At 72.3% G+C, this 11,962-nt stretch carries 8 protein-coding genes; 2 read left to right on the top strand and 6 right to left on the bottom strand.

Going from position 1 to position 11,962, the window contains the following annotated elements; genetic code table 11:
- Nucleotides 1-40 precede the first annotated feature (40 nt).
- Nucleotides 41-1,504: a hypothetical protein gene (locus tag ACH5A8_RS02685; RefSeq protein ID WP_398997160.1), complete on the top strand. Its 1,464-nt coding sequence runs from the start codon at nt 41-43 to the stop codon at nt 1,502-1,504.
- A 31-nt stretch (nt 1,505-1,535) separates the two neighbouring features.
- On the opposite strand, the gene ACH5A8_RS02690 is transcribed toward ACH5A8_RS02685, so the two are convergent.
- The 3 genes from ACH5A8_RS02690 to ACH5A8_RS02700 form a co-directional block, all read right to left on the bottom strand.
- On the bottom strand, nt 1,536-2,804 hold the full coding sequence (locus tag ACH5A8_RS02690) for an amidase domain-containing protein (protein WP_398998243.1): 1,269 nt from the start codon (nt 2,802-2,804) through the stop codon (nt 1,536-1,538).
- 175 nt (nt 2,805-2,979) lie between these two features.
- Nucleotides 2,980-4,260, bottom strand: coding sequence for a hypothetical protein (locus tag ACH5A8_RS02695; protein WP_398997162.1), 1,281 nt, complete (start codon nt 4,258-4,260; stop codon nt 2,980-2,982).
- A 58-nt stretch (nt 4,261-4,318) separates the two neighbouring features.
- Complete coding sequence (locus ACH5A8_RS02700) at nt 4,319-6,583, bottom strand: transglycosylase domain-containing protein (protein ID WP_398998244.1); 2,265 nt, start codon at nt 6,581-6,583, stop codon at nt 4,319-4,321.
- Between the two features lie 423 nt (nt 6,584-7,006).
- Between ACH5A8_RS02700 and ACH5A8_RS02705 the strand changes: the two genes are divergently transcribed.
- Nucleotides 7,007-7,228 (top strand): zinc ribbon domain-containing protein, encoded by a 222-nt coding sequence (locus ACH5A8_RS02705; protein ID WP_398997164.1) that lies wholly within the window; start codon nt 7,007-7,009, stop codon nt 7,226-7,228.
- Nucleotides 7,229-7,335: 107 nt separating this feature from the next.
- Here the strand turns inward: ACH5A8_RS02705 and ACH5A8_RS02710 are convergent, their stop codons facing one another.
- Genes ACH5A8_RS02710 through ACH5A8_RS02720 form a run of 3 tightly spaced genes read right to left on the bottom strand, consistent with a single transcriptional unit; the run spans nt 7,336 to nt 11,885 of the window.
- A complete protein-coding gene (locus ACH5A8_RS02710) occupies nt 7,336-8,148 on the bottom strand; it encodes an HAD family hydrolase (protein WP_398997166.1) in 813 nt (270 codons plus the stop codon).
- On the bottom strand, nt 8,148-10,664 hold the full coding sequence (locus ACH5A8_RS02715; protein ID WP_398997167.1) for a phosphoribosyltransferase: 2,517 nt from the start codon (nt 10,662-10,664) through the stop codon (nt 8,148-8,150). The genes ACH5A8_RS02710 and ACH5A8_RS02715 overlap by 1 nt, the downstream gene beginning before the upstream one ends.
- 54 nt (nt 10,665-10,718) lie before the next feature.
- Complete coding sequence (locus ACH5A8_RS02720; RefSeq protein ID WP_398997169.1) at nt 10,719-11,885, bottom strand: HpcH/HpaI aldolase/citrate lyase family protein; 1,167 nt, start codon at nt 11,883-11,885, stop codon at nt 10,719-10,721.
- Nucleotides 11,886-11,962 lie beyond the last annotated feature (77 nt).

An 11,962-nucleotide genomic window follows, 5' to 3' on the forward strand; every position in this document is an offset into this window, starting at 1 on the left:
AACTGATCGGCCCGTGTGTTCGTCCTGTACGGGTGGGAGAATGAACACCACGCAGGGCGGACCACGGGAGAGTGATGTGAGGGCCACACCGGCGGCACGGGCGACACCGGCGACACCTCGGCGGCCGCACGCGCCGTATCGGCGGTCCCGGTCCGGACGGACCCGGCCCTCCCCGGCGTCGTCCGCCGCCGCGCGTGACGTCCTCACCCTGTTGGGCCTGCCGCTGCTCGTCGCGCTCGCGGCGGCCGCCGCCTTCGCCGGGGGCGGCACCCGGCGCTGGTTCGGCGGCCGGGCGGAGAACCAGCGCGCCGAGGCGCAGGCCGCGAAGGACGCCGCGGCGACCGCGTTCTACGAACTGGACACCGCCCAGCGCGATCTGCGCATCTCGATGGAGACGATCACGGCCGTCGACGACTCGCCCGCCGCCCGCCGCGCGGTCGCCGACTTCGAGGCGCTCGGCCGGCGGATCGACGAGGCGAGCCGCCGCTACATCGCGGCCGTCGACGCGCAGGACCTGGACCGGGACGACCTGGAGGCCTCCGCCGCCGCCCGGGCGCGCACCGACCTGGTCGCCGCCAAGGACGAACTGCTCAACGTCGGACGGGAGCTGGATCGTTTCGCCGGCGGTCTCGGACCGCTGCTCGGCAAGGCCGAGACCCAGCTGGCCCGGCTGGCGCCCGCCGTGGAGCGCGCCCGGCAGGCGCTGCTGGCCGCGAGCAACGCCCTGGACGCCGTGCGCGGCGCCGGTCTCAGGGCCGACGACCTGGCCGCGCGGCTCGCCGCGCTCTCCCCCGAGCTGACGAAGCTGAACGAGGGCGCCGGGCGGCACGGTGTGCGGCAGACGCTGGAGCGGGCCGAGCGGGTGGCGCGGGAGGCGGCGGCGATCGGGGCGGAGGCCGGGCGGCTGCCGGAGCGGGCCGCCGAGATCGACCACCGGCTGGTGTCGCTGCGCACCCGGGCGCAGGCGCTGACCACCCGGGCCGGACAGGTGGAGCCGGTGCTGAGCGAACTGCGCCGGCGGTTCACGGCCGCCTGCTGGCAGGACCTCCAGCACGTACCGGAGCAGGCCGCCGAGAACGTGCGGCAGGCCGAGCTGAAGCTGAGGGACGCGCGGGCGGCGCGCGAGGCGCAGCGCTGGCCGGACGCGACGGCGCTGCTGTCGACCGCGCGGGCGCTGCTCAACACCACCGACGAGGCGGTGTCGGCCGCCGGGGACCGGCTGGCGCGGCTGAACGCGGTGCAGAAGGATCCGCAGGGGGAGATCGAGAAGACCCGGTTCGCGATCCGCGACGCGCAGCGGCTGGCCATGACGGGCCGCACGACGCCGGACCCGCGGCACGCCCGCCCGCTGGACGACGCGGTGGCCCGGCTGGAGCGGGCGGTGGAGGGCCTCACAGGCCGCCACCCGGACTACTGGCACTTCCTGACGGAGACCGAGGCGGTCCGCGCGTCGGTGGCCCGGGTGGTGGCCGCGATCCGCGAGGAGCGGGGGGCCGGCCACTGAGGCCGGTCCCCCGCTCCGGCGGGACACCGGATCAGGTGCGGTAGGCGTAGTAGTTCGCGTTCGGGTACGACGCGATCAGGCTCGCCACCGACCTGTTGTAGGTGTTGGTGGAGTGGTACGACACGTACGGCACGCCCTCGGGGCTGCGGTAGGTGACGATCATCGAGTGGTCCTTGGACCCGTCCCGGTCGAAGTCCATCTGCAGCACGTCACCGACGTCCAGCTGGTAGACGTACGGCAGGCTGGTGACCCGCTTGGAGGACAGGGCGAACCACGAGAACTCGTTGACACCGATGAAGGAGTCGGACTGGATGTCCGCGGTGCCGAACCAGTTGTGGAAGTCGTCCGTGTAGCCCGGGACGTGCTTCCAGCCGCCGGCCTTCAGGGACTGGCTGACGAAGTTGGTGCAGTCGCCGCCGGCCCCCTGCCCGTTGAAGTTCGGGTAGTCCGGGTTGTAGTTGCTCCAGTACTTCTGCGCGTACGCGGCCATGGCCTTGTAGTCGTACGTGCCGGAAGTGAGGTTCTTCGGGTTGGCCGGAGCGTTCTTCGCGGTGGACGACTTGGGCGCGTCCGGCGGGTTGCCGTCGTCGGCCGTGGCCGGCGCGGACGACGTCGGGGCCGTGGTCGGCGACGTCGGAGCCTTGCTCGGCGAGGCCGAGGCCGAGGCGGTGGCGGTCGGCGTCGGAGCCTTGCTCGGCGTCGTCGAGGCCGAGGCGGTCGGCGTCGGGACCGAGTTGGACGGCAGGACGGGCGCCGGCGGCGTGACCTGGTTGACGGCGATGCCGTCGTCGGTGTCCTTGATGCCGGTCAGCTGCCAGTGGCCGTGCTTGTCGGCCAGGAACGACAGCTCGTGGTGGGCCTGGAAGCCGGTGGTCTTCGGCTCGGTGCCCTTGACCTTCGCGTAGGTCAGCGTCGTCTTCTCGGTGACGGCGACCTTGGCGTTGCGGCCCTTGACCTGGGTGGCGTCCAGCGTGACGCTGGTGCTGCCCGCGCTGTACTTCTCGCCGAGCTGCTCCAGGCGGGTCTTGCGACCACGCAGCTGGGACAGCGCGGAGTCCTCGTGGCGGGACTGCGTGCCGGAGACGCTGACCTTGCCGGAGAAGCGCGCGGACAGCTTCTGGTGCTGCCCCTTCTTCCCCTGCTTGCCGCTCTTGTCGTCCACCAGGGCCTGGGTGCGGTCGGTGAAGACCGCGTCGGCCAGCTTCTGGAAGGTGGCCTTCGTGGCCGCGTCCACCGTCGGGTCGTCGGTGACCGCCGCGCCCGCACTCCAGTTGGGCACCAGGGCCACGCCGGCGACCACCGAGGCGGCCGCGGCCGTGACTATGGCGGTGCGCCGCCGCTTACGGCTCAGTTTTCTCGACTTCAATGGTGTTCCCCTCTACGCCGGTACTGCTACCGGGAAGTCGCATCTTCGCATGACTGCGGAGGCGGTTGTGAAGAGGGCGTGCACAAGTGGAACCAAGAGGTTACAGGCGTCACTTGACCACCGAGGACCAGTCCGGGGACTGCGCCGGGTCCAGTCCGCGCAGGGCCTGCAGCGTCTCCGGTTTCTGCACGTCCATCCAGTCGGCGAGCTCCTTGAAGGACACGCACTTGACGCCCTTCTTGGTGCAGACGTTCTTGATGACCTGGTCGATGGCCTTCATGTAGATGCCGCCGTTCCAGTCCTCGAAGTGGTTGCCGACGAACAGCGGGGCGCGGCTGCCGTAGTAGGCGCGGTTGAAGCCGGCCATGTAGGAGGCGACGGTCTGCTGCTGCCACTGCGGGTACTTGGCGGGGTCGCCCTTGGTCTCTCCGCCCGACTGGTTGTAGAGGAAGTTGAAGTCCATGGACAGGCCCTGGTACTTGCCGTTCTCGTACGGCAGCATCTCCAGCGGGAAGTCCCAGACGCCGTCCTTCTTGGTGGGCCAGATCTGGAAGTCGCCGGGCGAGGAGGCGTCGTAGCGCCAGCCGTAGCTCTTGATGGCCTTCAGCAGGTTGGGCTGGCCCTCCAGGCACGGCGCGCGTCCGCCGGTGACCTCCTTCTTGAAGTCGAAGGGGAGCGGCGGGATGTCGGTGAAGCCGGTGTTCGTCTTCCAGTTCTCCACGAACGAGTAGAACTGGTCGATCTCGCTCTTCCACTCCTCCACGCTCCAGTCGCCGCCGCCCTTGGCGCCGCAGAAGTGGCCGTTGAAGTGGGTGCCGATCTCGTTGCCCTGGTCGTAGGCGAGACGCAGCTGTTCGAGGGTCTCGCGGATGTGCTCGTCGGTGGCGTAGTCGATCGCGGCGTCGCCGGGGTTGTGCATCGGCGGGTGGTACTGGGTCTTCTTGTCCTTGGGCAGCAGGTAGATGCCCGTGAGGAAGAAGGTCATGTGGGCGTTGTACTCCTTGGCCAGCTCCCGGTAGTGCGAGAACAGGTGGTCGCTGCCCTCAAGGGCGCCGTCCCAGGAGAACACCACGAACTGCGGCGGCTTCTCGCCCGGCTTGAGCGGCACCGGCTTCGACTCGCCCTTCTGCGGGCCGGTGTAGGAGGTCGAGCCGTCACCGAGCACCTTCGTCCTGCCGTCCCACGGCGGCTCCTTCGTCCCCGTGGCCGACGGGGCCGCGCCCTTGGCGCCGGCGGACGCGGTCGGCGCGGTGGAGTCGGGTCGGGTCAGCGCCAGGAAGCCCGCCACCACGGACGCCACGACCAGCAGGGCCGCCAGGGTCACGAAGTGCGGGCGGGAGGGGCGGCGGCGCGCGGGGGCCTTCCGGCGGCGGCCGGGTGACGACTTCATGGGCGGCTCGATTCGCGAGGTTCTTTCGGGCGGGGGCGGTGCGGCCGGGCCGCCGGGGTCAGCCGAGCGGTGCCATGGCGCCGGCCCATATGGAGTACGGAACACTGGCGCCGGATGTTCCGGCGAGCCCCTTCAGCGGCAGGGGTTCGAGGCTCTTGGCCAGATCCATGCGGTAGACGACGACCGCCGTCGACACCGACTTGGCGGTGCCCACGTACCACGCGGCGGTGTCCCCGTCGGTGGTGCCGGCCTTGCCGGACACCTGGGCGCCGGCGGGCGCGTCGGTGGGGTGGGCGGTGCGGAAGGCGTCGCCGAGCGCGTCCTCGACCTGCTGGGCGACGGTGGGGCCGACCGCGCGCCTGGTGGCCGGCCGGTCCAGTGGCACGGCGGCGCCGTTGCGGGTGATCCGCGAGATCGAGTACGGCTCGGTGCTCATCCCGGCGTCGGCGAAGGTGGCGTAGCCGCCCGCCATGCGGATCGCGCTCGGCGTGGAGCTGCCCAGGGACAGGTCGGGCACCTGCGGGCCCATGCTGGAGGACAGCAGGCCGGCCGCCACGGCGGTCTGCTTCACCTTGTCCAGGCCGGTGTCCATGCCCAGTTGCATGAACGGGGTGTTGACCGACTGGGCGAGCGCCTTGCGCAGGGGGATGCGCCCGTAGGACTTCCCGCCGTCGTTGTGCGCGGCGACCTTGCGTCCGCTGCGGTCCCAGTAGGGCCCTTCGGGGGTGCTGACGGGCACGGCGTCGTCGCCGTCGTAGACGGTGTCCGGGGTGATCGGCTCGCGGGGCGCGTCGCGCCGCTTGACGACGCCGTTCTGCAGGCCGGCCGCGTACACGAACGGCTGGAAGGCGGAACCGGCGGGGACGGTGGAGGCGTTGGACTCGTTGTAGCCCTGCGTGCGGTGGTCGGGGCCGCCGTAGACGGCGACGATCCGGCCGTCGGTGTCCACCGAGGCGGCGCCGTAGTGGGCGGTCTTCGCCGCGCCGGGATCGGTCTCCTTGGCCTTCTTGCGGGCCTTGGTGACGACGTCGGTGAGCGTGTCCTCGCGCTTGCGGTCGAAGGTCGTGTAGATCTGGTAGCCGCCGAGGTCGAACTCCTTGTCGGAGATGTGCGCGGCCTTCTTGGCGTACTGCGTGGCCAGTTCGACCAGGTAGTCGCTCTGCCGGCCGGTGTCGGCGAGCGGGTTGCTCTTGAGCGGCTCGGGGAAGGTCCTGTACTTGGCGCGCTCGTCCGGCGACAGCTTGCCGATCTTGACCATGCGGTCGAGGATCCAGTTCCAGCGCTCCACGGCGCGGGCGTGGTTCTTCGGGTTCAGGGTCGGGTCGTACAGGCCCGCGCCCTTGAGCAGGGAGGCGAGGAAGGCGGCCTCGCTGACGTTGAGCTGGCTGACGTCCTTGCCGTAGTAGGCCTGGGCGGCGCGCTGGATGCCGTAGGTGCCGCGGCCGAACCAGCTGGTGTTCAGATAGCCCTCGAGGATCTTGTCCTTGCTCATCCGGTTGTCGAGCTTGAGGGAGATCATCGCCTCGGTGAACTTGCGGCTGACCGTCTGGTTCTGGGTCAGGTACACGTTCTTGACGTACTGCTGGGTGATGGTCGAGCCGCCCTCGGTGTCGCCCTCGCCGACGGTGCGCCACACGGCGCGGGTGATGCCCTTGAAGGAGATGCCGGGGTCGCTGTAGAAGCTCTCGTTCTCGGCGGCGAGGACCGCCCAGCGGACGTCCTCGGGTATGTCCTTCAGCGGCATCGCCTGGCGCTGCACCCAGCCGGTGCGGGCCATCGGGGTGCCGTCGGACCAGAAGTACACGTTGTCCTGCTGGGTGGCGTAACTGTTGAGGTTGTCCGGTATGTCGGTCGCGGCGTAGGCGACGACGAGGAACAGGGCGGTCAGGCCGAACGCGGAGAAGACGCCGCCCACCCACTGCCGCCAGGAGGGCATCCAGCGGCGCCAGCCGGTGCGGCCGGGGCGCGGGTAGACGGGCTTCAGCTTGCGGGCGTACGGCGCGAGGGCGGCGAGGAGGGGCGCCAGGCGGCGGGTGAGCGGGGCGAGGCGGCGGCGGGCCCCCGAGGCGAGGCGGGCGAGGGCCGGAGGCAGGGCGAGCCCGCGGGGCCGCTGCTTCTTGCGTCGGTCGGCCCGCTTTCCGGGCGGCGCGTCGGTGGACCTGGGCCGGAAGACCCGCAGCTGCATGGTCTCGTGCGGCTGCGGCCGTACCGGCTCCTCCTCCGACCGCTCCCCCTCCGGCCGTTCCTCCTTCGGCCGTTCCTCCTTCGGCCGCGGTGCTCCGCCGCGCTGCCGCTCGCGCAGGGCGTCGACCTTCAGCTGCATGGTCTCGTCCGGCCGGGGCGGGCCGGACTCGGAGTGCGGCGGGCGGCCCGGCGCGTCCCGCTTGCGCAGGGCGTCCACGTTCAGCTGCATCGTCTCGTCCGCGCGCGGCCCCGGGACGTTCGGTGAACGCCCCTGCGCGGCGCGGCGCTCACGGGACGGGCCGTCCTCCTCCGGAAGACCCTCCCCCTGCCCTGCCTCGGTCACGACTGCGTCTCCCTCCGCACTCCGTGTTGCTCGCGCGGGTCGACACAGCCGCCGCTGACGCGGCCGCCTGCTCCCTCACTCCCAGCCGTCTCACGGCTCTCGCGGCCATACAAAATTATCAGCCGTCTTTTCAATTTCTCCGCATGAGAACGGGACAGAAACGAACACACAAGAAACGCAGAGCTCCGTCGGTCTGGTCAGGCCCGTTAATGTGGGCGTATGCCTCGCTACGAGTACCGCTGCCGGAGCTGCGGCGACACCTTCGAACTGAGCCGTCCGATGGCGGAGTCCGGCGCCCCGGCCACCTGCCCCGCCGGCCACGGCGACACGGTCAAACTGCTCTCCACGGTCGCCGTGGGCGGCGCGGCCTCCGCCCCCGTCACCCGCCCCGCCTCCGGCGGCGGAGGCGGCGGGTGCTGCGGCGGCGGCTGCTGCGGCTGACCCCCCGCGGGCGGCGGGCTTCCCCGCCGAGGACGTCCGCTTCCTCCGCCGGTGACGTCAGGTTTCCCGCCGGGGCCGGCCGTCCCTCCCGTGGGCCGGCCGGCCCGCTATCGGGGCGCCCGGGCCGTCCTGAGGAACTCCCGGACGATCCGCTCGCCGGCCAGCACCCCGCGTTCGGGCAGCGCGCTGATGCCGGGCGCCGTCCAGTCCGTCTCGGCCAGTTCGCCGTGGCCCGGCCGCCAGCCGCGGTCCACGGCGAGCAGCAGGTCCGCGTCCAGCAGCGAGTCCCCCGCGCCCAGCACGAGAGCGGCGCCGGTGCGGCGGGCGACCTCGCGGACGGCGGCGCTCTTGGTGAGCGGCTTCGGGACGGCGTAGACCTTGCGGCCCTGGAGCGAGACCGTCCAGCCCCGGCCCTCCGCCCACGCGGCCAGCTCCTTCACCCACTCCTCGGGCAGCAGTTCGCGCTCCACGACGAGATAGGCGAACAGGTCCTCGGCGATCCGCTGCTTGCGCAACCACACCGGATCGGCACGGCGCGTCAGGTGCTCGCGCACCTCGGCCAGCGGCGCGCACTCCCCGGCCAGCCGCTCGGTCACGGCCCGGTGCCAGTCGGCGTCCGAGACCCCGTCCACCAGCAGGTGACCGCCGTTGGCGCAGACCGCGTACTTGGGCGGCGGGCCCGGCAGATTGATGCGCAGGTACTGCTTGCGGGTGCGGGTCGTGGCCGGCACGAACACCGCCTCGTCGCCGAGGTCGCACAGCAACCGGGCCGCGGTCTCCGTCATGTAGGACAGCGGCCGGCTCTCGTGCACCTCCACGCACAGCAGCCGCGGCGCGCGGGCGTCGGGCATGGTCAGCGCCAGGGCCGCCGACGAGTAGATGAGCGTACGGTCGAGGTCGCTCGCCACCAGCACCGGCATCACGAGGTCACCGCCCGGCCGTCGGCGCCGGTCGCCCCGCGCGTGAAGCGGGGGTGGATGAGCCCCACGCAGGTGTACGGCAGGCCGTCCACCTCCTCCACGGGCACCCCTCTCTGCTCGGCGAGCAGGCGTACGTGGTCGAGGTCGGCGCCGGCCCCGGTGCGCGCCAGGATCTTCCACGGCACCCGGCGCAGCAGCACCCGGGTGGTCTCGCCGACGCCGGGCTTGACGAGGTTCACGTCGTGGATGCCGTACTCCTCGCTGATGCGCTCGACGGCCGCCCAGCCCGCCCAGGTGGGGGTGCGGTCGCCGGACAGCAGTTCCTTGGCGGCGGTGTCGACGTCGTCCACGACCTCGGGGAAGCGGGCCGAGACGGCGTCCAGGAAGGCGACCGAGACGTCGGCGCCGGCGAGTTCGCGGTAGAACTTCGCGCCGTGGAAGTCGTCGGGCCCGACGAGGTCGGCGCGCAGCACGGTGCGCGAGACGAGTCCGGAGACGGTGGAGTTGAGGCAGGCGGAGGGTATGAGGAAGTCCTCCCGGGTGCCGTACGTCCGCACGCACGCGCCCGGGTCGGCCAGCACCGCGATCTCCGGGTCGAACCCGGGGGCGCCGCCCTTGGCCTCGAACTCCTCGATGGCCTGGGCGAGTTCGCGGGTGATGGCCCCCTTGCCGGTCCAGCCGTCGACGAAGACGACGTCGGCGGGGTCGTGGTGGGCGGCCAGCCAGCGCAGCGCGTTGGCGTCGATGCCCCGGCCGCGCACGATGGAGACGGCGTAGTGCGGCAGTTCGAGCCCGTGCCGGAACGCGGCCCAGCGGCGCATCAGCACGCCGACCGGGGTGCCGGCGCGGGCCAGCGAGACCAGCACGGGGCGCCGGGCCTGCTCGCGCGCGACGCCGGTACGGCCGCCCCGGCCCCCGCGCAGGGGGAGTTCGGCCAGGACGAGTTCGGTGACCGCGCCGACGGCCCGGGCGAGGCGTGCGGCGGAGGTCTCCAGGGCCGTCTGGAAGAGCTCCTGGTACTGGGCGCTGGGCTGGTACTCCACGGGCAGCGACTCGGCGTAGTGCGCGCCGCCGCTCTGGATCGCCTCCTCGCGCTCCTCCGTGGGCGCCTCCAGCGTCACCTCCGAGAGGTCCTGCAGCAGCCAGCCGACCTCCTCGGGCGCGTACGAGGAGAAGGCGGGGCCGCGCAGGGGCTCGGGCAGCATGGGGGGGCTCTCCAGGGTGCGGGCGGGGACGTAGGACGGCACCACCGCGAGCAGGACGTGCGGGGTGTGCGCGGCGAGCCGGTCGAGCAGTCCCCCGGGCGCGTGCAGCCGGGAGGTGTCGGCGGCCGAGTCGACGACGGCGACGACGGCGTCGAAGCCGCCGCCGGCCACGTTGTAGGCGTAGCGCTCGCCGGGGCCGTCGGCCGGGTCGTCGTGCGCGGGGAAGACCAGCCGGGTGCGGATCGCGTAGCCGGGGTCGTCCACGGCGAGCACGGGCGAGCGGGTGGTGGTGGAGTAGCGCACCTCGGCGTCGGTCGTCCGCTCCAGTTCGCTCGCCAGGCGCAGCGGGGCGTACATCAGCTCCTCGCAGCCGAGCACCAGCACCCGACGGGCGTCCGCGGGCAGCGCCTCGGCGAGGCGGGCGGCCATGGCGGGCAGCGCCCGTTCCAGCCGCTCCCGGTGGGCGGGCGTGAACCCGTGCCGTCCTCCGTCGGGCAGGCCCCTGGGCCAGTGCAGCGGGACGCGGGTGAGCCGGCCGGCGTCGCGCGGGCCGGGGGCGGGGTCCCGGTCGGCGGGGGTGCGGGCGGAGGTCCGCTCGTGCCGGGCGACCAGTTCCCGGCCCTTGCCGAGGACGTCGTCCGGGAGCCGGACGGTGCCCGAGGCGGTGGCGACCAGGTCGATGCGGGCGCCGATCCGCTCGGCGAAGTCGTCCAGGCGGGCGGTGTCGGCCGCGGAGCGCATGTCGACCAGGGCCACCACGACGTACCGCTCGCGCGGGTGACGCGCGTGCAGGTCGCCGATGGTGTTGAGGACCGTGTTGCCGGTGGAGAACTCGTCGTCGACGAGGACCAGCGGGCCGCCGCCGGCCAGCAGCGCCGGGTCCTCGGGGAGCAGCAGATGGGAGGTGGCGTGCGAGTGGGACTCCTCGAAGCCGCCGGCCGGGGCGACGCCGGCGACGGGGCGGCGCGTGGAGTGCAGGTAGGGGGCCCCGCCCAGGCCGTCGGCGACCGAGTGGCCGAGGCCCGTGGCGGTCTCCGCGTAGCCGAGGACGACCGCCGAGCCGGCCTCCCCTTCGCCCAGCAGGTCGCGCACCCGGCGGCCCAGGGCGAGCCCGTGGCCGTACACCACCGCCGGCGACTGCGGCACGTGCTTGCCGAGCACGTTGGACACCAGCAGGTGCGCCCGCTTGGGGTTGCGGCGCAGCGCGAGCCCCAGCAGGCCCGTCAGCTCCTCGCCGCCCACGAGTTCGACGCCGAGCCGTTCGGCGACCCAGGTTCCGGACCAGACGCCGTCGTTCACTGCGTTGTTCATGCGTTCCTTGTGGTGGGTGGGCACGGTGCGTGCGGGGTGGGGCACGGTGCGGGGTCAGCCGGGTATGCCGGCGGCGAGCAGTTCCACGAAGCCCACGTCCTCCCGGGCGACGCCGAAGACCTCGGCGCGCAGCAGGGTCCGCTCGGCCCAGGCGCGGTGCGGCTTCACCTCGTTCATCTTGTTGGTGTACGCCGACCTCATGACGCCCCCACCGCCGCGCTCGGGCCGCAGGATGTCCGCCGCGTCGCTGTACTCCTCGTGGCTGACCACCGACAGGGCGTGCACGGGCAGGACGTGGGAGGGGTGGATGCAGGTCTTGCCCAGCAGCCCGTTCGCCTGGTCCAGGGAGATCTCCCGCAGCAGCCCGTCCATCGCGTGTTCGATCAGTTTCTCGCGCAGCTCGACCGCCTGCACCTCAAGGAAGGGACTCTGCCGCAACTGGGGCTTGAACATGCGCTTCTGTGCCCGGAAGTACTCCCACACCGGTCCGGTGACCGTGAAGCCGGTGCCGTCGGCGCGGCCCAGCATGTTCACCACGTCGGCGATGACGGAGGCGACGACCTGGACGTCGTAGGCCGTCATGTCGGGGGCCCGGCGCAGTCCGTAGGAGGAGCAGAAGTCGGTCACGCCGAGGCGGAGCGCGAGCACCCGGTCCCGGTACTTGTCGACCACGCGGAAGATCCCCTCCAGGGTCTCCACGCGCGACTCCCGGTACAGCAACTCGGGCGACTCCAGGACCGGCATGGCGAACAGGCGCCGGCCGCTCGCGCTCTCGGCGCTCTCCAGCGCCTCCAGGAACGGCAGCCCGCGCTCGCCGGTGAACTTGGGCAGCACGAACCCGGACAGCAGCCGCACGGACGGCCCCAGGCGCCGCACCAGGTCGGGGATCTGTCCGGGGGCGCGGACCCGGATGAACAGCAGGGGGAGGCGGGCGTCGGGGCGGGCGGCCAGGTCGGCGAAGTGCCGGACGAGGTTCTCCTCGCCCTGCTCCACCTCCGCGTCGTCGATGGAGTCCTCCAGGCAGAGCACCATCGAGATCACGCCAGAGGCGGCCTGTTTGAGGATGTCGTCGGCCAGGCGCGGGCGGGTGGCGGGGCTGTAGAGCGTGGCGCCCAGGGCCGCGGCGAGCAGTCTCGCCGGGGAGTCGGCCGTGAACTCGCAGGGCTCCCGGTGGAAGAGGTGCTGCCGCACCTCAGGAGCAAGGTGCCCGAAATGACGCATATAGCTCCCCCGTAGTGACGGCAAGTGCGAAAAGGTGGCCGGTAATAGTACGTACGAATCAATGGCATCAGTTCCCA

The sequence above is a fragment of the Streptomyces sp. NPDC018610 genome (assembly GCF_044391765.1).
Taxonomy (GTDB): Bacteria; Actinomycetota; Actinomycetes; order Streptomycetales; family Streptomycetaceae; genus Streptomyces.

Bases quoted from the DNA above. Each gene is read 5' to 3' on its own strand.
- ACH5A8_RS02685 (WP_398997160.1), top strand. From the start codon at position 41: ATGAACACCACGCAGGGCGGACCACGGGAGAGTGATGTGAGGGCCACA.
- ACH5A8_RS02695 (WP_398997162.1), bottom strand. From the start codon at position 4,260: ATGAAGTCGTCACCCGGCCGCCGCCGGAAGGCCCCCGCGCGCCGCCGC.
- ACH5A8_RS02700 (WP_398998244.1), bottom strand. From the start codon at position 6,583: ATGCAGCTGAAGGTCGACGCCCTGCGCGAGCGGCAGCGCGGCGGAGCA.
- ACH5A8_RS02705 (WP_398997164.1), top strand. From the start codon at position 7,007: ATGCCTCGCTACGAGTACCGCTGCCGGAGCTGCGGCGACACCTTCGAA.
- ACH5A8_RS02710 (WP_398997166.1), bottom strand. From the start codon at position 8,148: ATGCCGGTGCTGGTGGCGAGCGACCTCGACCGTACGCTCATCTACTCG.
- ACH5A8_RS02715 (WP_398997167.1), bottom strand. From the start codon at position 10,664: ATGAACAACGCAGTGAACGACGGCGTCTGGTCCGGAACCTGGGTCGCC.
- ACH5A8_RS02720 (WP_398997169.1), bottom strand. From the start codon at position 11,885: ATGCGTCATTTCGGGCACCTTGCTCCTGAGGTGCGGCAGCACCTCTTC.